General features: G+C 38.0%; 21 protein-coding genes and 1 pseudogene. 8 read left to right on the top strand and 14 right to left on the bottom strand.

All coding sequences use genetic code 11. From position 1 onward, the window contains the following. Positions 1–374: 374 nt before the first annotated feature. Positions 375–662 (bottom strand): UPF0223 family protein, encoded by a 288-nt coding sequence (locus tag ACFCYJ_RS07700; RefSeq protein WP_376072899.1) that lies wholly within the window; start codon positions 660–662, stop codon positions 375–377. Between the two features lie 21 nt (positions 663–683). Continuing rightward, on the bottom strand, positions 684–1,643 hold the full coding sequence (locus ACFCYJ_RS07695; protein ID WP_376072896.1) for an NAD(P)H-dependent flavin oxidoreductase: 960 nt from the start codon (positions 1,641–1,643) through the stop codon (positions 684–686). A gap of 151 nt (positions 1,644–1,794) precedes the next feature. Between ACFCYJ_RS07695 and ACFCYJ_RS07690 the strand changes: the two genes are divergently transcribed. Continuing rightward, positions 1,795–3,264 carry an aminotransferase class I/II-fold pyridoxal phosphate-dependent enzyme gene (locus tag ACFCYJ_RS07690; protein ID WP_376072893.1) on the top strand — a complete coding sequence of 490 codons (1,470 nt, stop codon included), beginning with the start codon at positions 1,795–1,797 and terminating at the stop codon, positions 3,262–3,264. An 88-nt stretch (positions 3,265–3,352) separates the two neighbouring features. On the opposite strand, the gene ACFCYJ_RS07685 is transcribed toward ACFCYJ_RS07690, so the two are convergent. Continuing rightward, complete coding sequence (locus tag ACFCYJ_RS07685; RefSeq protein WP_376072890.1) at positions 3,353–3,685, bottom strand: helix-turn-helix transcriptional regulator; 333 nt, start codon at positions 3,683–3,685, stop codon at positions 3,353–3,355. A gap of 166 nt (positions 3,686–3,851) precedes the next feature. On the opposite strand from ACFCYJ_RS07685, the gene ACFCYJ_RS07680 reads away from it, so the two are divergent. Beyond that, a complete protein-coding gene (locus ACFCYJ_RS07680; RefSeq protein ID WP_376072887.1) occupies positions 3,852–4,454 on the top strand; it encodes a class I SAM-dependent methyltransferase in 603 nt (200 codons plus the stop codon). Positions 4,455–4,623: 169 nt separating this feature from the next. Here ACFCYJ_RS07680 and ACFCYJ_RS07675 read toward each other — a convergent pair whose 3' ends face one another. The 3 genes from ACFCYJ_RS07675 to ACFCYJ_RS07665 form a co-directional block, all read right to left on the bottom strand. Continuing rightward, positions 4,624–5,301, bottom strand: coding sequence for an LrgB family protein (locus ACFCYJ_RS07675; RefSeq protein ID WP_376072884.1), 678 nt, complete (start codon positions 5,299–5,301; stop codon positions 4,624–4,626). Next, positions 5,294–5,737: a CidA/LrgA family protein gene (locus ACFCYJ_RS07670; RefSeq protein ID WP_376072881.1), complete on the bottom strand. Its 444-nt coding sequence runs from the start codon at positions 5,735–5,737 to the stop codon at positions 5,294–5,296. The genes ACFCYJ_RS07675 and ACFCYJ_RS07670 overlap by 8 nt, the downstream gene beginning before the upstream one ends. A 185-nt stretch (positions 5,738–5,922) precedes the next feature. Next, a complete protein-coding gene (locus tag ACFCYJ_RS07665; RefSeq protein ID WP_376072878.1) occupies positions 5,923–6,081 on the bottom strand; it encodes a hypothetical protein in 159 nt (52 codons plus the stop codon). On the opposite strand from ACFCYJ_RS07665, the gene ACFCYJ_RS07660 reads away from it, so the two are divergent. Further along, entirely contained in the window at positions 6,080–6,367 is a 288-nt protein-coding gene (locus ACFCYJ_RS07660; protein WP_376072875.1) for a hypothetical protein, read from the top strand. The genes ACFCYJ_RS07665 and ACFCYJ_RS07660 overlap by 2 nt on opposite strands. Before the next feature lie 6 nt (positions 6,368–6,373). Here the strand turns inward: ACFCYJ_RS07660 and ACFCYJ_RS07655 are convergent, their stop codons facing one another. The 6 genes and pseudogenes from ACFCYJ_RS07655 to pdhA form a co-directional block, all read right to left on the bottom strand. After that, positions 6,374–7,156, bottom strand: coding sequence for an SDR family NAD(P)-dependent oxidoreductase (locus ACFCYJ_RS07655; RefSeq protein ID WP_376073196.1), 783 nt, complete (start codon positions 7,154–7,156; stop codon positions 6,374–6,376). An 823-nt stretch (positions 7,157–7,979) separates the two neighbouring features. Next, positions 7,980–8,393, bottom strand: a pseudogene (locus ACFCYJ_RS07650) (DNA gyrase subunit A); the annotation flags it as partial. A 65-nt stretch (positions 8,394–8,458) separates the two neighbouring features. Continuing rightward, positions 8,459–9,874 carry a dihydrolipoyl dehydrogenase gene (gene lpdA / locus ACFCYJ_RS07645; protein WP_370045968.1) on the bottom strand — a complete coding sequence of 472 codons (1,416 nt, stop codon included), beginning with the start codon at positions 9,872–9,874 and terminating at the stop codon, positions 8,459–8,461. 5 nt (positions 9,875–9,879) lie between these two features. Further along, positions 9,880–11,220 (bottom strand): dihydrolipoamide acetyltransferase family protein, encoded by a 1,341-nt coding sequence (locus ACFCYJ_RS07640; protein ID WP_376072872.1) that lies wholly within the window; start codon positions 11,218–11,220, stop codon positions 9,880–9,882. 48 nt (positions 11,221–11,268) lie between these two features. Continuing rightward, positions 11,269–12,246, bottom strand: a complete 978-nt coding sequence (locus ACFCYJ_RS07635) for an alpha-ketoacid dehydrogenase subunit beta (RefSeq protein ID WP_376072869.1) — start codon at positions 12,244–12,246, stop codon at positions 11,269–11,271. Between the two features lie 3 nt (positions 12,247–12,249). Beyond that, the gene (gene pdhA / locus ACFCYJ_RS07630; protein ID WP_376072866.1) at positions 12,250–13,365 is read right to left on the bottom strand and encodes a pyruvate dehydrogenase (acetyl-transferring) E1 component subunit alpha; all 1,116 of its coding nucleotides are present in this window, start codon (positions 13,363–13,365) and stop codon (positions 12,250–12,252) included. A gap of 394 nt (positions 13,366–13,759) precedes the next feature. On the opposite strand from pdhA, the gene def reads away from it, so the two are divergent. Then, complete coding sequence (gene def, locus ACFCYJ_RS07625) at positions 13,760–14,317, top strand: peptide deformylase (protein ID WP_376072863.1); 558 nt, start codon at positions 13,760–13,762, stop codon at positions 14,315–14,317. Positions 14,318–14,546: 229 nt separating this feature from the next. Here the strand turns inward: def and ACFCYJ_RS07620 are convergent, their stop codons facing one another. Beyond that, positions 14,547–15,317 (bottom strand): Cof-type HAD-IIB family hydrolase, encoded by a 771-nt coding sequence (locus ACFCYJ_RS07620; RefSeq protein WP_376072860.1) that lies wholly within the window; start codon positions 15,315–15,317, stop codon positions 14,547–14,549. A 448-nt stretch (positions 15,318–15,765) separates the two neighbouring features. Between ACFCYJ_RS07620 and ACFCYJ_RS07615 the strand changes: the two genes are divergently transcribed. Together ACFCYJ_RS07615 and rnjA are read left to right on the top strand one after the other, a co-directional pair. Beyond that, positions 15,766–15,975, top strand: a complete 210-nt coding sequence (locus tag ACFCYJ_RS07615) for a DNA-dependent RNA polymerase subunit epsilon (protein ID WP_376072857.1) — start codon at positions 15,766–15,768, stop codon at positions 15,973–15,975. Between the two features lie 5 nt (positions 15,976–15,980). Beyond that, a complete protein-coding gene (gene rnjA / locus ACFCYJ_RS07610; RefSeq protein ID WP_376072854.1) occupies positions 15,981–17,648 on the top strand; it encodes a ribonuclease J1 in 1,668 nt (555 codons plus the stop codon). Positions 17,649–17,981: 333 nt separating this feature from the next. Here the strand turns inward: rnjA and ACFCYJ_RS07605 are convergent, their stop codons facing one another. Beyond that, a complete protein-coding gene (locus ACFCYJ_RS07605) occupies positions 17,982–18,815 on the bottom strand; it encodes a TetR/AcrR family transcriptional regulator (RefSeq protein WP_376072851.1) in 834 nt (277 codons plus the stop codon). 99 nt (positions 18,816–18,914) lie between these two features. Here ACFCYJ_RS07605 and ACFCYJ_RS07600 point away from each other — a divergent pair, with 99 nt between their 5' ends. Both ACFCYJ_RS07600 and ACFCYJ_RS07595 read left to right on the top strand, forming a co-directional pair. Next, on the top strand, positions 18,915–22,004 hold the full coding sequence (locus ACFCYJ_RS07600) for an efflux RND transporter permease subunit (RefSeq protein ID WP_376072848.1): 3,090 nt from the start codon (positions 18,915–18,917) through the stop codon (positions 22,002–22,004). 165 nt (positions 22,005–22,169) lie between these two features. Beyond that, on the top strand, positions 22,170–22,730 hold the full coding sequence (locus ACFCYJ_RS07595; protein ID WP_376072845.1) for a GNAT family N-acetyltransferase: 561 nt from the start codon (positions 22,170–22,172) through the stop codon (positions 22,728–22,730). Positions 22,731–22,769 lie beyond the last annotated feature (39 nt).

Here is a 22,769-nt window from a genome sequence, read left to right as displayed (position 1 = left end):
CTAGCAAATGAAAATTTGTATGAAGAATATTTTTTTGGATGAGAGTTTGAGGAAATTATTATTTTTTCTCTGCTTTTCAAAATGTTTTATATTGGTATATGTAGTATATGAAAAATGCTTATTTTTAACACAGAGATAGTGTAAAGCTATCAGATAAAAACAAGAACTGAAATAGTTCCGATAAAACGGGATTTTGTTCCGATAAAAGCTAAAATTGTTCCGATAAATTATGATGAGTAGCCTGAAACGGAAATCACCCTCTTTTAAAAGCAAATTTTAAAAATTCCACATTAGAAAAGCGCAAGAAATCAACGTTGCTAAAATTGATTTCTCGCGCTTTTTAAGGTTTTGACCAGTTTTGTCCCAGTCAATTTTTATCGACGTTGCTTCGGGGCAACTTTAATAATTGTGTCATCAGTTGCATCTTTTGTTTGTTTCACAACAGGATAACTGACATAGCCACTTGCTTCTTCAAATTCACGGAAAATTGTTTTTTCCTCGGCCTGTGAAGGAACAATTTCTTTAAAACGACGATATTTCGCCATCATCACTTCACGCTTAATGCCTTTTTCATAAGCTTGTTCAATTCCTTCAAAAAATTGGACAATATCAACAATTTCCTCAGTTGACCAATCCGTCGAAAACGGATAAGAGTATTCCATGGACATAACCACCTCTTTATATTACTCAGCCCATTTTACCCGAATACTTTCTGCTTCTGCAACCATTCGAGTAATAAGCTCCTCGACTGTTGGAATATCATGAATCATTCCTGTAACTTGTCCAGCCCAGCCAATTCCTTCATCTTTCTCGCCATCATAAATAAAACGTTTATTCGCTTTCCCACTAATATAATCTTTTAATGCTTCATACGTAGGTGTAGTGCGCTCAATTTCTAAAATCTTTTCCGTAAATTCACTGCGCAGCGCTCGTGCAGGTGCACCTATTGAGCGTTTTATAACAGTCGTATCTGCCTCGGTGCTTGCGATTAATGCTTCTTTATAAGCCTCAGAGGCATCAACACATTCCTTTGTCGCTATAAAACGGGTACCCATTTCAATTCCCTCTGCTCCCAGTGCATGAGCTGCCATCCAGCCACGGCCATTACCAATACCACCAGAAGCAATAACAGGTATTTTCACACTATCTACAACCTGTGGCACGAGCACCATCGTCCCTATATCATCGCGTCCAAGATGACCTCCGCCCTCTTGCCCAACAACCATAACAGCATCTGCGCCTAGTTCTTCCGCCTTTTGAGCTTGTCTACGTGCAGCAACAAGAACTAATTTTTTAATATCCGTTCCTTCCAAAATATCAAAAATAGGTGCAGGATTCCCGCCAGTCATTGTAACCACTGGTACCTTTTCTTCCACCGCAACGCGCACCATATCCTCATAACCAGTGCCATACATACCAATTGCAAAATTTACGCCAAACGGTTTATCCGTTAATGTTCGTACTTTATGAATCTCTGCGCGCAATAAGTCAGGATTCCGTAAACTCATTGCTGTTATTTGCCCTAGCCCCCCAGCATTCGACACCGCTGCTGCTAAATCAGCATAGGCTAAATAGGCCAATCCCCCTTGAATAATTGGGTATTTAATATTTAAAAGCTCCGTCACACGTGAATTCCAATTCATAATACCTCCCCTTTCCTAGAATACTAATTTCTCGAAATTATCAAAAAATCCTTTTATTTTTATTTTTTTCTGTAAAGTCTATTTTTTCTTGCAATTAGGTGCTATAATTCATTTGTTTTCTTACATATTAAAAAGTGAGGTGGTACCTGCGTTGTCACAACTAGAGACTCCATTGTTCGACGTATTACTAAAACATCGGAACAGACATCCAATTCAGTTCCATATTCCAGGCCATAAGAAAGGGCAAGGTATGGACCCTGCGTTCCGAGAATTCGTCGGCGACAACGTTTTATCAATTGATTTAATTAATATTGCTCCACTAGACGATTTACATTCACCGAAGGGCGCCATTAAAGAAGCGCAAGCACTTGCTGCCAAAGCCTTTGGTGCTGATCATACATTCTTTTCCGTTCAAGGTACTAGTGGCGCCATCATGGCGATGATTCTGACCGTCGTCGGTCCAGGTGATAAGATTCTAGTACCACGGAATGTTCATAAATCCATTATGTCGGCGATTGTTTTCGCTGGAGCAATCCCGATTTTTATTCATCCCGAAGTAGACAGTGAATACGGTATTTCTCATGGAATATCGCCTGAAGCTGTTGAAAAAGCTTTAAATGCCTATCCAGATACAAAGGCAGTTCTTGTTATTAATCCAACGTACTTCGGCTTCTCAGCAGACTTAAAGCGTATTGTCGAAATCGTCCATAGCCGCAATATTCCGGTAGTTGTTGATGAAGCACATGGTGTACACATTAAATTTCATGATGATCTTCCATACTCCGCAATGGAAGCTGGTGCTGATATGGCTGCAACAAGTGTACATAAGCTTGGTGGCTCTATGACTCAAACGTCTATTTTAAATGTTCGTGAAGGACTTGTTTCTGCAAAACGTGTACAAGCTATCCTGTCGATGCTAACAACGACATCGACATCTTATCCATTACTTGCTTCTCTTGACACAGCACGACGTCAGCTAGCAATCCATGGTTATGATTTAATTGGTGATGCACTTCGCTTGGCAAAAGATGCACGTAAACGCATTAACCAAATTCCACATATAAAATGTGCTGGTAAAGAAAAATTAAATTCATCAGCAACTTATGATATGGACCCTTTAAAGCTACTAATAAGTATTAAAGATTTAGGCATCTCTGGTCATCAAGCTGAAGAATGGCTTCGTCACAATGCAAATATTGAAGTAGAATTATCGGACCTATACAATATTTTATGTTTAGTGACATTAGGTGATACAAAAAAGGAAATTAATCTCCTTATCAATGCCCTTAGTCGTATGTCAAAAGCATTCGATTCAGAAGCTGCTATTACTGAAACAATGGTCAATGTTCCAGAAATCCCTGCACTTGCTATGTCACCACGTGATGCGTTTTATGCAGATACTGAAGTTGTCCCTCTTGCAGAAGCGGATAATTGTATTTGTGCAGAATTCGTTATGGTATATCCCCCAGGTATTCCGATTTTTATTCCCGGGGAAATAATTACTCAAGAAAATATTCGTTATATTCAAATGAATATTGAAGCTGGTTTACCAGTACAAGGACCTGAAGATACAACATTAAAAACAATTCGCGTTATAAAAGAACGTAAACCTATTATTTAATGGCAAAGCTACCTCAGAAAGAGGTAGCTTTTGTTCTTAGACTGAGTTCCTCTATTTCAGCGAGTGTTTGGACACCCGCTGAAATAAATTAATAATGATAATAGAACCAAGAAGAGAACATACCAAATATAGGAAAAACAAGCCACCAATACCTCCACAAAAAATCACCAACAGTTTTATGATCCGATTTATTTGAATCAGAGGCAACTGGTGTATGATATTTTTCTTCCCCAGTAATAAGCTGATCTAAAGAAATTTTATATAAATCACTTAACCTTCTTAAATTATCAATATCAGGATAGCCCTTTCCTAACTCCCATTTTGAAACTGATTGTCTTGAAATATTTAAAAAGCCTGCGACATCATCCTGTGTATAATTATGTTGTTCTCTTAATTCCTTTAAACGGTTTTCTAAATTCATTGAATTTCACCTCCAACTTATCGTATTTTGATCAAATAATAATGGATTACTACACTTTATTCTAGAAGTTGCTATTTGCTAATTCGCAACGCATAGTTGCTTTCATGAACTAAGCAAAAAATTCGATTCTAACGCTTACATCACTTACAATATTTAGTAAGGAGTGATGAGAATGAACACGTGGGATCAACGATTCAACACAATCGAATATGTTTATGGTGAGAAACCAAATGCATTTATAGAAGACTATGTACACTATTTGAAAGATTATCCAAATGTGGCTGCATACGCAGAAGGTGAAGGTCGAAATGCAGTATTTTTAGCTTTACAGGGCCATACAGTAACTGCCTTTGACTATGCTGAAAGCGGTCTTGGAAAAACAAATCAGCTCGCAGAAAAACATAATGTTACAGTTCATACAAAGCTTACTGACCTACTTCAAGATGAACTTCCAGTAGAAACGTTTGATGCTGCTATTATGGTGTTTGGACATTTTCCTATTGAGCAGCAACAAGGGGTGTTTAAGCGGATTGTCGATTCTGTAAAACCTGGCGGTCGTATTATGATGGAACTTTATTCAATTTATCAACTACCATACGACTCAGGTGGCCCAAGACAGCTTGATTTTTTATATGATCCATTGGATGTTCTAAAATGGTGCCAACCTTATAAAATCATCCATTTTTTAACAGGAGAACAAGTGCGAAATGAAGGTAAACTCCACACAGGCCTCGCTCATACCATTCAGATTATTATCGAAAAAAGTTAAAAAAGAGGCGGGGACATAACTAAATAGCTCTTTGCGAAAGCCGAATTACTTTCAAATAAATTAAGCATTATATTTAGAAAACCCGAACAATGGCAAAACACCGTATGAGTGCCTTGCAAATTTGTTCGGGTTTTACTTTAGCTAAAATACTTTTGTCCCAGCCTCTTTTTCACAAAAATAAATAAACAAATAGTGGACATAGAAATGCGCCAATAATGGCAGTTAAGGCCATAGATAACGAGCCTACTGATAATTCTTGTTCTCCGTATTCTCTTAATTTAACAAGTCCAACACCGTGTGAAGCGCTACCTACCGCAACACCTCTACTAACGGCGGAGTCAATTTTTCCATATTTAATGACTAACGGTCCTATAATAGCGCCTACAAACCCCGCGAGCATTACAAGTACAGCTGTTAATGGTGGTATGCCGCCAATTGTCTCACTCACTTGCATACCTACAGGTGTTGTTAACGATTTAGGCAAGGCCGTCAGCAACCAGCTTTTATTGACACCAATCCATTTCAACATAACAAATATTGTCACTAAGCCCGTAATCATGGCGATAAAAATGCCTGATAAAATAGCATATTTATATTTCATAATAATCTCACGCTGATTATATAGAGGATAAGCAAGTGCTACAACCGCTGGACCTAGCATTTTTTGAAGCCATTTCCCTCCCTCCATATAAGTAGAATATGGAATATTACAGACTAATAATAGAACTGCACTGACGATAGTTGTCGTCACTAACGGAATCATTAAAGGATGAGGGAAACGTTGATAAAGTTTTGTAAATAATACGAATAACACAACGGTGCCAACGACAACAATAATTTCAGTCAACCGTTAATTCCCCCTCTCCTTCTTCTACAATGGCTTCTGTTTCTTTTTTAGTCAGCTCTTTTTTCTCAACAATTTGACTAAGTAATCCCGTAACATAAATAGAGATTAGCGTGCTGACTATAACGGCTAGCATAATCAATAGACCAGTTGTTGAAATAAGTTCAGGGTAGTCAATCACTCCTACGGTTGCAGGAATGAAAAATAAGGTTAATACGCCAATTAAAAAGCCTGCTCCATCTTGAATGTATTCTACTTTAATTATTTTAAAATGGAGTGAAAGTGCTAATAATAGTAATCCAATTACACTTCCCGGAAGAGGTACATGTAGTAAAGCAACAATACCGACACCCATGTAATAAAAAATATTGAGTATCCCAATCTGAACAATAATACGAACAACTTTCTTTAACATCGCAGCATAATTCTCGTTCAACATTTCGCCACATTTCACCCCCCATTACGTTTATTCTACAACTGCAGGAATTTTCTGTCTATTGTAATTTTAGAAAAACAATAGAAAAAAGGATAACTTCAAAATACTTTGAGCCATCCTTTTTCTATATATAAGATAAAGAGGTTGTCTAAAACTGTTATACATTCATTCGTTAGACATCAGAAAATTTAGGTCATCACCATAACGTGTGGTTGATTTCCGCTCCGGCTGGGCGCTTTGTTGCTGCCGCTTCGCTTTCGCACAGATAAAACATTTGTTGCTGCCGCTTCGCTTTCGCACAGAGCAAAGCTTCCTGGGGGCGTCCGATGAGCCGCTTGGGCCAACATGATGTTTTTTGCGCGAAAGCGTAGTGCTAACGTAGCGGCAGCAAAAGGGTTTCATTCTGTGCGAAAGCGTAGTGCAACGAAGCGACAGCATGATGTTGGTCACGAAGGCGTTATCACAGGATGTGATGGTTTTAGCCTTCGTTCCTCCATTGCTAATCCCCAAGGAGTCGCCCAGCCTCCACTCCAATCAACTTATTTACAAAGTAAGCGTTTTAACAAATGTCATCCACAACTTTTGGTGATGGGCCTTAAATATTCCTTTTCTCAAAAAATATTGCTAGTTTAGGCTTTTCTATAATGCATGCCCGGAACCGCCATCAATGTTTACAGAAGTCCCTGTTACATAACTAGCAGCATCTGATACTAAAAAAATAATGACATTTGCCGCTTCTTGAGTATCCCCTACGCGACCAAGTGGAATTGCTTGACCTACCTTGCGAGAATACTGGTCCCACGACAGCTCTGGTTCTGCCTCTTTCCAATTCTTCTCTATTTGATCACTACGAATAAGCCCAATACAAACAGAGTTCACACGAATATTATCTTTACCTAAGTCTTTGCTCATAGCTTTCGTTAATGCCAGACCTGCCGCACGACTTACAGTAGTAGGGAGTGAGCTTGCTGGTGGTGTTTTGGCCATTACCGCGGTCACATTAACTATTGCACCGCCACCAACCTTACGCAAATGAGGTACAGCATATTTTGAACAATTGACAGCCCCAAACACTTTTAAATCTAAATCAGCCTGCCATAGCTCACTACTAACCGATTCAAACGGATTTGCTGAAGCTGTGCCAGCATTATTAATAAGAATATCAAGGCGACCAAAGCGCTCTACCGCTCGTTCAATTAAGTACTTACAGTCCTTTTCCTTTGTAATATCAGTCGGTACAATTAAAACATCCTCGCCTGTTTCGTTTTTAATACAGCCAGCGGCCACTTGAAGCTGTTTTTCACCACGAGCACAAAGTACAACCTTCGCCCCCTCTTTCACAAGCTGCATCGCTGTATAATAACCAATCCCCTTACTTGAACCTGTAATAACTGCTACTTTCCCCTTTAAGCCTAGTTCCATTTTTATCACCCCAGTTTTTTGTTCAACTTCCCTTGTTTCATCAACATCATTATCATTTTCAGACATCTAGTACTCAATTTCAGAGATCTATTGGGCATTTAATAGATTCCCCACCGAACTATATTTTTCGAATATTCATTCGATATAATTACTTTATCAAAATTACAAGTAATATACAAAAAAACGGCTACAAAGCAAATGCTTTATAGTGTTGAAAAACAAAATTGCCAAGGAAATTACAGTGAATGTTGTGGCTCTTTAAAGGAGGGGGATTTCCGTTCCATTCTACAACCTTTCTTTTCTGCGGGCGAGCGTCGAATCGTTATTGCTGTCGCTCTGCTTTCGCACAGAAAACATTTGTTTCTGTGCAGGGTCTCGCCTGTCTTTAAAGTTGCGTTCTATCACTAAAATTAAAGCGACATGTCAGAGAATGCTATGTGATTTAGTTGATTTACGTTCCGACTGGGCGACATAATAAAGTAAAAGGTTTCGCACACAGTTTTGTGTATGAATCCTTTTTTGTTCTTTGGACGGTGGATGTCGATAAAATTCAGAAGTTGGGTGATAAAACGTGAAAGTTAGTCGATAAAATTTAAAAGTTGGGCGATAAAACGTGAAAGTTAGTCGATAAAACTAAAAAGTTGGTATGTCATGTGGATACGTTGATTGGAGTGGAGGCTGGGCGACTCCTTGGGGATTAGCGGTAGAGGAACGAAGGCTAAAAGCATCACGTCCTGTGATAACGCCTTCGTGACCAACATCGGTGCTGTTGCTGTCGCTTCGCTTTCGCGCAAAAAACCTTTTCCCCAAGAACATCAATTGGTTCATGGATAGGCTCTTTAGATTGATTCAAATGCTCTACATACGAACGAATACCACCTTCATAATGATACGTAGTAGAACGTTCTTCACCTTCGCGTTCATCAGCAATTGTAATCTTGATACCACGATTCAAATAAGCTAATTCACGAATACGATGTGCTAAAATGTCATATTCATAAACAGTCGTTTCTTTAAATATTTCAGGGGCTGCTTTAAAACGTGTAGTTGTTCCGTTACGATCTGAATCACCGATAACCATTAACTCTTGAACAGTTCTTCCACGTTCAAATTTAATTTCAAGTTGATGTGGCGGAATATTTGTCGCCATACCAACCGCAATTCCTGCCGCACCATTTACTAATAAGTTTGGATAACGACTAGGAAGGACAATAGGTTCCTTTTCTGAACCATCAAACAATAATTATTCAATACAAAAAACGGCTACAAAGCAAATGCTTTATAGCCGTTTTCATGAAACTATTATTTTTTAGCTACAATATGGATTGGGTTGCCAAGTAATACTTCAGCAGCTTCCATTGTAATTTCACCTAATGTTGGGTGAGCATGGATTGTTAACGCGATATCTTCAGCAGTCATGCCGCCTTCAATTGCTAAGCCCATTTCAGCGATCATATCTGATGCACCAGCACCTACGATTTGAGCACCGATTAATAAGCCATCTTCTTTACGAGCAACAAGCTTCACGAAACCTTCTGTTTGGTTTAATGCAAGTGCACGACCATTTGCTGCGAATGGGAATTTCGCTGCAGTGTATTCAATGCCTTCAGCTTTCGCTTCATCTTCGTTATAACCAACTGTTGCCATTTCTGGATCTGTGAAGCATACAGCAGGAATAGCTAAATAATCAACGATTGATTTTTCACCAGCGATTGCTTCAGCAGCAACTTTACCTTCGTAAGATGCTTTATGAGCAAGCTGAGGACCTGCTACAATATCACCAATTGCATAGATGTTTGGAATATTTGTACGACATTGTTTGTCAACATTGATAAGACCACGTTCACCGAATTCAATACCGATTTCAGCAAGGCCCATTTCATCTGTATTTGGACGACGACCTACAGTTACTAATACATAGTCAGCTTCAACTTTTTTCTCTTCTCCGCCAACTTCATATGTTACTACTACGCCGTTTTCTGTTTCTTCAACGCCTTTTGCAGATGCGTTTACTTCCATTTCAACGCCTTTCTTTTTAAGGCCTTTTTTCACGATTTGTGTCATTTGTTTTTCGAAACCAGCTAAGATATCTTTTCCGCCTTCGATAATTGTTACTTGTGAGCCAAGATTAGCATAAGCTGAGCCTAACTCTGTACCAATATAGCCTCCACCGATAACGACTAATTTACCTGGTACTTCTTGTAAAGAAAGTGCGCCAGTAGAATTTAGTACGCGATCAGAGAATTTGAATGTTGGAATTTCAACTGGGCGAGAACCCGTTGCGATAATTACATTGTTAAATGTGTAAGTTTGAGCAGATTCACCATTGATGATACGCACTGAATTAGCGTCAACGAAATAAGCTTCACCTTGTACAATTTCAACTTTATTACCTTTAAGTAAGCCTTCAACACCGCCAGTTAATTTTTTAACAACGCTGTCTTTAAATGCTTGTGCTTTTGAGAAGTCTAATTTCACATCAGAAGCGATGATACCCATGTCATCTGAATGTTTAGCATGCTCAAAACGGTGACCTACTGAAATTAATGCTTTTGATGGGATACAACCTACGTTTAAGCACACACCACCAAGTACATTTTTTTCAACGATTGTTACTTTTTGGCCAGTTTGAGCTGCACGAATTGCTGCTACATATCCTCCAGGACCTGAACCAATGACAAGAGTATCTGTTTCGATTGGAAAATCTCCTACTACCATTTTTGTTACGCCTCCATTAATAATAATTCTGGTTCACTTAACAAACGCTTTAAGTGATTTAAAGCATTTTGCGCAGTGGCTCCATCAATCATACGATGATCAAAGCTCAATGATAATGCTAACACAGGTGCGGCTACAATTTCACCATTTTTTATTACAGGTTTTTCTGCAATTCGACCGATACCTAAAATCGCTACTTCAGGATGATTAATTACCGGAGTAAACCATTGTCCTCCTGCAGAGCCGATATTCGTAATCGACATCGAAGCGCCCTTCATTTCATGTGGTGCAAGCTTGCCTTCACGTGCTTTAGTCGCTAATTCATTAATTTCATTTGATACTGCAAAAACAGATTTACGATCCGCGTGCTTAATAACTGGTACTAGTAAGCCTTTTTCTGTATCTGCTGCAATACCAATATTATAATAATGCTTCTGAATAATCTCTTGTGTTGCATCATCTAATGAGCGGTTAAATTCCGGGAATTCGCGTAAAGTTGAAACAAGCGCTTTAACTACGTATGGTAAGTACGTTAATTTAACACCTTTTTCAGCAGCGATATCTTTGAATTTTTTGCGATGTGCTACTAGAGCTGTTACATCGACTTCATCCATTAGTGTAACATGTGGAGCGGTTTGTTTCGAGTGAACCATCGCTTTTGCAATTGCTTTTCGAATGCCCGACATTTTCTCACGTGTTTCTGGGAATTCACCTTCAAGGACTACTGGTGCTGCTTGTGTAGTTGTTTCTTGCTGAATAGCTTCTTCATTAGCCACTGGTGCTACTTCAGCTTCCACAGCGCCTCCACCTTTTAGGAAATTCTCAATATCTTGTTTTAAAATACGACCATTTTTGCCTGTACCTTTAACTTCACGAATATTCACATCATTGTCTCGCGCAAATTTACGTACGGAAGGCATTGCAATGATACGCTTATTATCTTCTGCTACTACAACAGCTTCAGTCTTTTCAGGAGTTTTCTCTGGAGCCTGCTCAGCTTCAACGGGTGCCTTTACTACTTCCTTACCGTACTCAGCTGTCGCTTGAACTTGAGCCTCTGTCTTCGCTTCAGCATGGTCATCACCTTTTAGCTTTAAATCTTCATAGCCAGGTGCATCAAAGCGGATTAAGACATCACCAACAACAGCTACTGTGCCTTCTCCTACTAAAACTTCTTCTACTTTCCCTTCAACCGGAGAAGGGATTTCTACTACTGCTTTGTCATTTTGTACTTCACAAAGAATATCATCTTCTTTTACTGTATCTCCAGCTTTAACGAACCATTTCACGATTTCGCCTTCGTGAATACCCTCGCCTATATCTGGTAATCTAAATTCAAATGCCATGTGTACCCATCCTTTCTATTTACAGTTCCTTCAAGTTTAGAAGCTACATTAGAATGTTAAAACTTTTTTCGCTGTTTCCATTACATCTTTATAGTTTGGTAACCAAACACCTTCAGCTTGTGGGAATGGGTACACAGTATCTGGTGCAGCCACACGAAGTACAGGTGCTTCTAAGCTTAAAATCGCGCGTTCTGTAATTTCAGCCACAACATTTGCAGCGATACCTGCTTGTTTTTGAGCCTCTTGTACAACGATTGCACGACCTGTTTTTTCAACTGACGTAATAATTGTTTCAATATCAATTGGTTGGATTGTACGTAAATCAATAACTTCTACAGAGTGACCTTCTTTTTCAAGCTCCTCTGCAGCCTTTAAGCTTTCGTGAACCATTAAACCATAGGCAATGATTGTTAGATCCTTACCTTCACGTTTTACATCCGCTTTACCTAGTGGAATTTCGTATGCTTCCTCAGGTACCTCTTCACGGAATGAACGATATAATTTTAAATGCTCTAAGAAAATGACTGGGTTATCATTTCGAATCGATGAAATAAGTAAACCTTTAGCATCGTATGGTGTAGATGGTACAACAACCGTTAACCCTGGCTGCGCAGTCATTAAGCTTTCTAAGCTATCAGAGTGCATTTCAGGTGTATGCACGCCCCCACCAAACGGAGAACGTATTGTTACTGGTGCATTATAGACACCACCGCTACGATAGCTCATACGTGCTAATTGACCACTGATTGAGTCCATCACTTCATAAACGAAGCCGAAGAACTGGATTTCAGGAACCGGACGGAAACCTTGTAGAGAAAGACCGACCGCTAAGCCACCAATACCTGATTCTGCTAACGGTGTATCAAATACACGGTCAACACCAAATTCTTTTTGTAGGCCTTCAGTTGCGCGGAATACCCCACCGTTGACACCTACATCTTCCCCGAATACAAGAACGTTTTCATCGTTCTTTAATTCTGTGCGAAGTGCATCTGTAATTGCTTGAATCATTGTCATTTGTGCCATAGGTTATTTCGACTCCTTCTCTTTGTAGATTTCATACTGTTCTTTTAAATTAGATGGCATTTCGCCTTTATACATGTTTTCCATTAACTGTGTTACTTTTTGTTTTGGAGCAGCATCGGCTTTTTTGATCGCTTCTTTAATTTCTTCTTTTGTACGTTCAATAACAGCCTCTTCTTTTTGCTCATCCCACAGACCTTTCGCCTCTAGGTATTTACGGAAGCGTACAAGAGGGTCTTTTTGTGCCCATTCATTATCTGTATCCGATGTACGGTAACGCGTTGGGTCATCCCCTGCCATTGTGTGAGGACCATAGCGATAGCACATTGTTTCAATTAAAGTTGGACCTTCGCCATTAACTGCGCGCTCACGTGCATCACGTGTTGCTACGTAAACTGCTAGCGCATCCATTCCATCTACTAAAATACTTGGTAAGCCTGCTGCTACACCTTTTTGAGCAATTGTTTTTGCAGCTGTTTGTAATTCACGAGGTGTTGAAATGGCAAATTGGTTATTTTGTACAATGAAGATTGCTGGTGATTTAAATGCACCTGCAAAGTTAATGCCTTCATAGAAATCCCCTTGTGATGAACCACCATCACCTGTATAAGTTACAGCTACAGCTTTTTTACCGCGTTTTTGAATACCAAGCGCTACACCCGCCGCTTGAATATATTGTGCACCGATAATGATTTGAGGTGCTAATACGTTTACGCCCTCAGGAACTTGATTCCCCATAAAATGACCACGTGAGAATAAAAACGCTTTATCTAAAGGTAAACCATGCCATACGATTTGTGGTACATCACGATAACCTGGTAAAATCCAATCTTCTTTTTCTAAAGCAAAGTGTGACGCAAGTTGTGAAGCTTCTTGCCCAGCCGTTGGTGCATAGAATCCTAAGCGCCCTTGACGGTTAAGAGAGATAGAACGTTGGTCTAAAATACGTGTATAAACCATACGCGTCATTAACTCAACTAGTTCCTCATTAGATAGTTTCGGGTCTGCCTCTTCATTTATAATTTCGCCTTCTTCATTCAAAATTTGAAACATTTCAAACTTATCTTCGATTTCAGTTAGCGTTTGTTTAGGATCAAAAATATTATTGTTTTTCTTGCTCATTTGTCACATCTCCCTTTCAGCTGTATTAAAATAAATCACCGTTTCAACTAGTACAACTTATTCTTTGCACTCAGTATACTGAATAAAATACTGTCGGTCAATCATATATTACGCGTACAAACAAAGATTTTTTCTAAAATAACGATTAAACGACTCTGTTCCATACTGTACCATTAATTAATAATAACTGTATTATAACAATACATTAAAGGTACTCAATTATTAAGTTTTCTTACATGATTACCAATAGTAGAATGCCCAGTTTCAGACAATCTAATAGCTATTGAAAAATTTTTTAAGTATATTCAAATAAGTTCTTTTTTCATGTGATTGTTTTAATACGTGATGTATACTTATAAGTAAGGCACTACAAAGTTGAAAGGAAGATTCATATATGATTTTAATGGATGATATTATTCGCGAAGGTCATCCGACTTTACGCACAAAAGCTGAGGAGGTAAAATTCCCTTTAACTGATGAAGTAAGACAACTTGCAGAAGACATGCTTCAATATATAATAAACAGCCAAGATCCTGAAATTGCAGATAAATATAATTTACGCAGCGGCATTGGATTAGCTGCCAATCAAGTAAATAGCCTCCATCGAATGTTTGCCCTTCATTTAATTGATGACAATGGCGAACAATTAAGTTTTGTAGCTATCAACCCAAAAATCGTTAGCCACTCTGTAGAAAACACATACCTTGCAGCGGGCGAGGGCTGCCTTTCTGTAGACCGCAATGTTCCAGGCTATGTACCACGTCATGCTCGTGTTACAGTTAAATTTAAAACTGTTGACGGTGAAGAGAAAAAAATTCGACTTAAAGGCATGCCTGCCATAGCCTTCCAACACGAATTAGACCATCTTAACGGCATTATGTTTTACGATCGCATCAATGAACAAAATCCATTTGCCGAAATTCCAGATTCTACACCATACGAGCGCGATTAGGAGCACAGAAAGCAAACCCCTGCAGTTATTTAAACTGCGGGGGTTACTTTTTTCGACCACGTTATGAAATGCATCTGACACTTTAACTTTGGGATCAGTGTAAAAATCATTTCACGGATACGGGTGTACAACTAAAAATAGTAAAAACAAACAAAGAAATTGAATAAAATTTACTAAATAGAAAAGCAACTAGCTGTATTCCTCCAACTAGTCGCTTCTCTTTCATTTCTTATATGATATTTAATTGCCGCATGATTTTCGCAAGACCATCCTCATCTACATGCTCTGCAATATGGGTAGCAACTGCCTTTACGCTCTCATGTCCATTCCCCATCGCCACGCCTGTCCCAACAGCCTGCAACATTTCAATATCGTTGAGTCCATCCCCAAAAGCAACAGCATCATTTAATGTCAGCCCTATCTTATCAAGGATCTTTTCAATACCAAGAGCCTTCGAGCCTCCCTTTGGTAAAATATCACAAGAATAGCGATGCCAACGTACAAACTCCACGTTTGGAAAAGCTTCACGATATAAATGTTCATCTTTTTCTTCCATGAATATAAGTGTTTGATAGACACTGTTCTGCATATAATAAGTTGAGTCTATCTCAGGATACGGGTAATTTAATGTATTTAAACTTTCTGCCACCCAAGCATTGTTTTCACCTGATGCAATCATTCGCTTGTCGTCTAAAAATACTAACAGTTCTTTTCTAGCTTCAGCAAAGGCAATAATCTTAGCTAGATCGTCTTTTTCAATACCATTTGTATAGACAACCTCACCTTTATAAACGACATATTGTCCATTAAAGGTTATATACGTATCAATTTCTAGCTCTTCTAGTAAGGATTGAATCATGAAAGGTCCACGTCCAGTTGCAATCGCTAGCTCATATCCATTACGACGAGCTTCAAAAAGTGCTTCTTTCGCAGAAGCAGGTAATGTTTTCTCACTATTATAAAGTGTACCATCTACATCAAAAAATAATATTTTCTTCATCTTATAGTCCCCTTCATTATGTATTATTCTCCAAGGTTAATGACTTTACAGTGGCAATATTTTTCATTATAATGATCCTAAGGAGTGATGTGCCATGCTGAAGAAACTCAAACGTAAATTGTTGAAACAACTTCGCGGCATACTCGGAAAAAAATCAATTGCCTAACATTTGCCCTTCATTATTTGAAGGGCTTTTCTTTATTTTAGAGTAACTGCATGATAATATAAAGGAAATGCATTTATTTGGCTATGTGCAACCACTGTCTCATCGCTTTATTCAATTGCACCTTGTTGTAATTACGTCTGGATTGAAACACTGAGATACAAGAACTTCAAACGCCTAATTTCGCCCTTAGTATACTAGAAATTTGCTGTTTTTTCTTGTAGTACGTGCGTGGTATTAGTCAAAGGTGCAATAAAATTGTACGCAATAAAAGGAGAGCAAACTATGATTTACAAAGTTTATTATCAAGAAAGTGCAAATGAAATTCCAGTTCGCGAAAACACTAAAAGTCTATACCTTGAAGCTGCTTCAGAACGCGAAGTACGTGAAAAGCTAAAAGACCGAAACTACAACATCGAGTTCGTTCAACTGCTTGAAGGTAACTATTTAGTCTACGAACAAGCAAGTCCGAACTTCGTCTTGGAGGAAATTTAACAAGCATGAAGTTTGTTAAAAATGACCAAGCAGCTGTTTTCGCGCTCGGCGGACTGGGCGAAATCGGCAAAAACACTTACGGCGTTCAATTTCAAGATGAAATCATTTTAATTGATGCCGGCATTAAATTCCCAGAAGACGACTTACTCGGTATTGACTATGTTATTCCGGATTATACGTATTTAGTACGCAACGTCGACAAGATTAAAGGATTATTCATTACACATGGACACGAAGACCATATTGGTGGTATTCCCTACTTATTACGTCAAGTAAATGTCCCTGTCTACGGTGGTAAACTTGCACTTGGCTTATTACGTAATAAGTTAGACGAGCATGGCTTGCTACGTACAACAAAGCTTATCGAAATTAAAGAAGAAGATGTTATTAAGTTCAGAAAAACATCTGTTAGCTTCTTTAGAACAACACATAGTATTCCAGATGCTTACGGGATTGTTGTAAAAACACCACCTGGTAACATCGTGCATACAGGTGACTTTAAATTTGACTTTACACCTGTAGGCGAGCCAGCCAACTTAACAAAAATGGCTGAAATCGGACGTGACGGCGTACTATGCTTACTTTCAGATAGTACAAATGCTGAAAAGCCGAACTTCACTATGTCCGAGCGTACGGTTGGGAAAAGTATCGACGAAATTTTCCGTAAGGTTGATAGTCGTATCATTTTTGCAACTTTTGCATCCAACATCCACCGTTTACAACAAGCAACAGACGCTGCTATAAAATACGGAAGAAAAATCGCTGTCTTCGGACGTTCAATGGACAATGCCATTACAATTGGTCGTGAACTAGGCTATATTAATGCACCAAAGGATACATTTATTGATGCCCAAAGCATTAATCGTCTTCCTGCCAATGAAGTTATGATATTATGTACAGGATCTCAAGGTGAACCGATGGCTGCCCTTTCTCGTATTGCAAATGGCACACATCGTCAAATCCAAATCCAGCCTGGTGACACAGTTATCTTCTCTTCTTCACCAGTACCAGGAAATACAGTAAGTGTAAACAAGATTATCAACTTACTTTTCCGTGCAGGTGCAGAAGTTATTCATGGTGCACTCAATAATATCCATACTTCTGGTCACGGTTCTCAAGAAGAACAAAAACTAATGCTGCGCTTAATGAAGCCTAAATTCTTTATGCCCATTCACGGTGAATTCCGTATGTTGAAAATGCATACGCATCTAGCAGAAGATTGTGATGTTCCACTTGAAAATACATTCGTTATGGAGAATGGTGACGTACTAGCATTAAGTGCCAACGAAGCACATGTAGCAGGTCGTATTCCTTCAGGAGACGTTTATATTGATGGTAATGGTATTGGAGATATCGGCAATATCGTCTTACGTGATCGACGCATTCTTTCTGAAGAAGGTTTAGTGATTGTTGTTGTAAGTGTAGATATGGAAAACCAAAAAATGGTTTCCGGTCCAGACATTATTTCACGAGGCTTTGTTTACATGCGTGAGTCAGGTACGATGATTAATGAAGCACAAAAAATGCTAAATCGTCACCTGAACGAGTCAATTCAAAGCAAAACTCCTCAATGGACTGAGCTAAAAAATGAGATTACTGACGTATTAGGACCATATTTATTTGAAAAAACAAAACGTCGACCTATGATTTTACCGATTATTATGGAGGTTTAACCTCATTACAAAAAACTGCGCAAAATTGCGTAGTTTTTTTATTTTTCCGAAACCTCTTTGCTCATTTATTCGTATATAGTATAACGACTCTAAAATCCTTTCAACGACAATAGGATTCAAATTGAATTAGAATACTACATTCAGTAAATACCGTTTTTGAAGTAGAGCTTCTTGAATGTAACCATGTAGTGCTATTAGTAGCACCGCAAGCAATTCTACTCCCTAGACTTTTACATAATTTCCACTATCACTTCAATTTTTCGTACGACCATTCTTTAATTTCAATAAAATAGGATCGCTCACCCGTTAGAGTGAGCAATCCTATCCTTATGTCTACAAATTAAAGTATTTAGCTATTACATAAGCAACCCATCTATAATCTGGCTGTAATCGTATGTTTTCGATTAAACCTTTTAAAATTGGTTTACTATAGGTTAGATTTTCAACTTGAAATTTTAATAATTCAAGAGACTCGCGTTCTATAGACTCTTCAAAGCCATCTAGATGTTGTTCGATTAATTCTAGCAAAGATTCCTGTGAAACTTCTTCATCGAAAGGTTTTGCTGTTAATTGAACGAGCTCTTCGGTTATAAATGGAATCGTCGTATACCTTGCAATAATTTCTGTCTTTTCAGCTAGAGATTTAGCCAATTGATCTAAATCGAGTGGTATATCCGAAAAAATAAAAAGTTCTGAATAACTTTTCATAAATCCTTTAATACAATACATGACATCATATTTTGTCTCGTGAAGTTCATCCTGATATAGCTGCTCAAGCATATAGATGATCGACTTAGACATATCGGCATCATAGGCAATTACTTTTTGAAACAACTCTTTTTTTGTAAGAAGTACTTTCTCATTAAAAAACACACGGGCAGATGCAGCATGTTTTTTAAATGCTTGAAAAATACTTTTGTAAAATTCAACCCAAATGATATCTTTACTAAACGAACTTCTGACTACTTGGTCAACATCAGTGACAAATTGTTGTAGGTAGTGCTCTACCATGGAAATTATAAGCTCGTCTTTTGTTTTGAAAGATAAATAAAATGCACCTTTTGAAATCCCACATCGTTCTGTAATTTGCTGTACAGATGTAGCTTCAAAGCCTTGTTCTGAGAATAGCTCCAATGCTTTCTCCATAATAAGTTGCTTTTTTAACATACTTTTAATTCTCTCCTAATGTATTTCATTGACAAATGACCGAATAGTCATTAGTATAAATAAATGAATCAAGTTAGTCAATAAAGGGTAGGTGTGAAAGTGAAAGGTTTAGTTAATTTCGTATTGAAAAACAAATTGGCAGTGTGGTTATTAACAATTATCATCACTGTCTCTGGTATTTATTCAGGTACAAGAATGAAAATGGAATCCATACCTGATATATCCATACCATATTTAATTGTAATGGGTGTTTATCCTGGTGCAACACCTGAACAGGTTATGAATGAGCTTTCCATGCCATTTGAAAAGTCAATAGAAAGCTTAGAAGATGTAAAGGCTGTTTACTCAAATTCCTCTTCAAACGTAGCTCAAGTTCAAGTTGAATACGACTACGGCATTGATATGGATGAGAAAAAACGCCAGTTAGAGTCCGCTTTAGATACGATCAAATTACCTGAAGGTGCTCAAAAACCAACAGTTATGGCAATTAGCATGAATATGATGCCTGTTGTCGCTTTATCAGTTAGTAGCTCTAAGGAAGATATTGTTGAATTAACGTCAACAGTAGAAGACATTCTACTTCCTAAAATCGAAAAAATTGATGGCGTTGCTTCAGCAACTATCAACGGTCAGCACATTAATGAAATATCATTTAAATATGATCAAGCAAAAATGGCTGCTCTCGGCTTAACAGAGGATTCTGTCAAGCAAATGATTCAAGCAAGTGATATGTCACTATCACTTGGTTTATATCAATTTACTGTTGGCGAACAAGCCGTATCAGTAGACGGGAAAGTACAATCTATCGATCAGTTAAAAGAATTATTGATCCCAGTCACACCTTCATCTACAAATCCTTCACCATTCGTTCGCTTAGGCGATATTGCAACGATTGAAGTCGAAGGTAAAGTACAATCTGTATCACGTACAAATGGCAAAGATGCGATTGCGATTCAAATCGTTAAAGCTCAAGATGCAAATACGGTAAAAGTCGTAAATGCAGTGAAAGATTTAATGAAAGACGAAGAAAAATCATTAGCCGGCTTAAAAGTGGATATCTCACTTGACCAAGGTAAACCAATTGAAGATTCAGTCTTCACAATGATTGAAAAAGCAGTATTCGGTGGTGCCATTGCCGTATTAATTATTTTACTATTTTTACGTGATTTCAAATCAACAATTATTTCGATTATTTCTATCCCAGTTTCAGTATTCATGGCATTACTACTATTAAACTGGATGGATATCACATTAAACATTATGACTCTCGGTGCCATTACCGTGGCGATAGGTCGTGTTATCGATGACTCCATTGTAGTTGTTGAAAATATTTATCGACGTATCCATTTAAAAGGAGAAAAACTAACAGGTCGTGCTCTTATTCGTGAAGCGACAATTGAAATGTTCAAACCAATCCTTTCTTCTACATTAGTAACTGTGGCCGTATTCGCCCCACTAATGTTTGTAGGCGGTATGGTTGGTGAATTATTCATGCCGTTTGCGTTAACAATGTCATTTGCGCTAGGTGCTTCATTACTAGTGGCGATTACAATAGTTCCAGCTTTATCTCACTTCTTATTCCGTAAAAAAATATACGGCGAGAAAAAAGAAAGTCAACATAAAGAAGTTGGTAAACTAGCTCTTTGGTATAAAGGTGTATTAGAGAAAGCATTAAACCATAAAATCATTACATCAGTTATAGCGATTGTATTGCTTGTTGGTTCTCTTGCTTTAACACCACTTATCGGCTTCAGCTTCATGGGCTCTCAAGAAGATAAGGTTATGTACTTAACGTATACTCCTGGTACAGGCGAGCTAATGAAAGATACAGAAGCAAATGTTGCAAAAGTAGAAAAAGAATTAATGAAACGTAAAGACGTTAATATTTTACAAGTTTCTATCAATGACCCTACACATGTTGATCCTTCAGCAATGATGATGGGTGGCGGTGCTGGTGGTGCCTTAATGTACCTCATCTTCGATCCAGATATGAAGGACTTCCCTGAAGCACGTCAAGAAGTAGAAGACTATGTAACGAACATCAGTCAATCAGGAGAATGGAAATCTCAAAACTTCTCATCAATGTCGGGGTCTTCAAATGAAGTAAGTTACACATTATACAGTGAAGATCTAGATAAGCTTCGCAAAGCAGTGAAACAAGTGGAAGGCGCATTAAAAGAAGTTGATGGTTTAGAAGAAATTAAGTCTGATACTGAAGATCCATTTGTTGAAAATACCTTAAAAGTAGATCAAAAGAATGTTCTACAATATGGTTTAACTACTGCTCAAATTGTAATGGCTTTAAATGAAAATACATCACAAGAAGTTTTAACTAAAGTTCAGCATAATGGTGAAGATATTGATGTTATTGTACAACATGAAGAAAAAGCTGCGGCCAAATCTCTTGATGATGTATTAGCTACTAAAATCCAAACAGCTTTAGGCACAACAATGACAATCGGTGAGTTAGTAAAAGTAGAAGAAGGCACTACATTAAACACATTGTCTCGCTCAAAAGGTGAATATTTCGCAAAAGTTTCTGGTACGATTATCGGTGACGATATTTCAAAAGCAACTACAGCTGCTGATAAGAAAATCGATAAATTAGATTTACCTAAAGGTGTAACGACTGGCGTTGGAGGCGTTGCTGCAGACATGCAAGAAACGTTCACACAGCTTGGAATTGCTATGTTAGCTGCGATCGCGATTGTTTACTTCATCCTAGTAGTAACATTCGGTGAAGGTTTAGCACCATTTGCTATTCTGTTCTCACTACCATTCGCAGTAATTGGTGCATTTGTCGGCTTGTACGTTACAAATCAAACCATTTCTGTTTCTGTTATGATGGGACTATTAATGTTAATAGGTATCGTTGTAACAAACGCCATCGTATTAGTAGACCGCATTATTCATATGGAACGTGACGGACTTGCTATGCGCGAGGCCATTTTAGAGGCAGGTGCAACTCGTTTACGTCCAATCCTAATGACAGCCATCGCAACAATCGGTGCGATGATTCCAATGGCACTTGGTAATGGTGGCAGTGGTCTAATTTCAAAAGACCTAGCGATTACCGTAATTGGTGGTTTACTATCTTCAACATTATTAACATTAGTAGTTGTACCAATCGTGTATGAAATGCTATCTAAAATGTTAAAGAAAAACCGAAAAGATATGGAAGAAAATTAATAAATACATGTAAAAATGGGCTCTCCTTTAAAGGAGGCCCTTTTTTCTATATTTTGATGAAGCATTATCGTCTATACTCCTCTCAATCTCTAATAAAAAGCTTAACGAGAATTCACAAATCTTGTTATAATTAAATACACTTAAATGCTTTGAAGGGGGAGTTTTGTGAGCGACAAAATTTTCAAACAAGCACCACCTGTTTTAAAAACAGCAAGATTAACATTAAGGCCGATTTCATTAAATGATTTAGAGGCAATGTTTCATTATACGTCCAGTAAAAATGTAGCACGTTATGTCACATGGGATCCTCATAAAAGTTTAGAAGAAACAAAAATGTTTGTTGAATTAGTTTTAAATGGGTATACACAAGGTAATCATCTATTATGGGGCATTGAATATGAGCAGAAATTGATCGGCACTATCGACTTTGTATCTTTTAATGACCAGCAAAAATGTGCGGAAATTGGCTATGTTCTTTCTGAAGATTATTGGAATCAAGGGATTACGACCGAAGCAGTAAAAAAATTAATAGACTATGGATTTAACGAATTAAAAATAGTTCGAATACAAGCACGATGTTTTGAGGACAATATCGGTTCCCAAAAAGTAATGGAAAAATCGGGTATGCTTTTCGAAGGTACTTTACGAAAAAGTATGTTTGTTAAGGGTTATCATCGAAATGTGAAACTGTATGCCATCACGGACGATGACTATGTTAAATCATAATCGGACTAAGCCCTGCAAAAAATCAGCAGGGCTTATTTA

It is taken from the genome of Lysinibacillus sp. NPDC056232, assembly GCF_042267565.1.
Lineage (GTDB): Bacteria > Bacillota > Bacilli > Bacillales_A > Planococcaceae > Lysinibacillus.
This window is presented reverse-complemented; position numbering and strand designations above follow the sequence as displayed.

Bases quoted from the DNA above. Each gene is read 5' to 3' on its own strand.
- ACFCYJ_RS07685 (WP_376072890.1), bottom strand. From the start codon at position 3,685: ATGAATTTAGAAAACCGTTTAAAGGAATTAAGAGAACAACATAATTAT.
- ACFCYJ_RS07615 (WP_376072857.1), top strand. From the start codon at position 15,766: ATGATTTACAAAGTTTATTATCAAGAAAGTGCAAATGAAATTCCAGTT.
- ACFCYJ_RS07635 (WP_376072869.1), bottom strand. From the start codon at position 12,246: ATGGCACAAATGACAATGATTCAAGCAATTACAGATGCACTTCGCACA.
- ACFCYJ_RS07655 (WP_376073196.1), bottom strand. From the start codon at position 7,156: ATGGAACTAGGCTTAAAGGGGAAAGTAGCAGTTATTACAGGTTCAAGT.
- rnjA (WP_376072854.1), top strand. From the start codon at position 15,981: ATGAAGTTTGTTAAAAATGACCAAGCAGCTGTTTTCGCGCTCGGCGGA.
- ACFCYJ_RS07670 (WP_376072881.1), bottom strand. From the start codon at position 5,737: ATGTTGAACGAGAATTATGCTGCGATGTTAAAGAAAGTTGTTCGTATT.
- ACFCYJ_RS07680 (WP_376072887.1), top strand. From the start codon at position 3,852: ATGAGAATGAACACGTGGGATCAACGATTCAACACAATCGAATATGTT.
- ACFCYJ_RS07605 (WP_376072851.1), bottom strand. From the start codon at position 18,815: ATGTTAAAAAAGCAACTTATTATGGAGAAAGCATTGGAGCTATTCTCA.
- ACFCYJ_RS07660 (WP_376072875.1), top strand. From the start codon at position 6,080: ATGATGTTTTTTGCGCGAAAGCGTAGTGCTAACGTAGCGGCAGCAAAA.
- ACFCYJ_RS07665 (WP_376072878.1), bottom strand. From the start codon at position 6,081: ATGTTGGCCCAAGCGGCTCATCGGACGCCCCCAGGAAGCTTTGCTCTG.
- lpdA (WP_370045968.1), bottom strand. From the start codon at position 9,874: ATGGTAGTAGGAGATTTTCCAATCGAAACAGATACTCTTGTCATTGGT.
- def (WP_376072863.1), top strand. From the start codon at position 13,760: ATGATTTTAATGGATGATATTATTCGCGAAGGTCATCCGACTTTACGC.
- pdhA (WP_376072866.1), bottom strand. From the start codon at position 13,365: ATGAGCAAGAAAAACAATAATATTTTTGATCCTAAACAAACGCTAACT.
- ACFCYJ_RS07640 (WP_376072872.1), bottom strand. From the start codon at position 11,220: ATGGCATTTGAATTTAGATTACCAGATATAGGCGAGGGTATTCACGAA.
- ACFCYJ_RS07700 (WP_376072899.1), bottom strand. From the start codon at position 662: ATGGAATACTCTTATCCGTTTTCGACGGATTGGTCAACTGAGGAAATT.
- ACFCYJ_RS07695 (WP_376072896.1), bottom strand. From the start codon at position 1,643: ATGAATTGGAATTCACGTGTGACGGAGCTTTTAAATATTAAATACCCA.
- ACFCYJ_RS07620 (WP_376072860.1), bottom strand. From the start codon at position 15,317: ATGAAGAAAATATTATTTTTTGATGTAGATGGTACACTTTATAATAGT.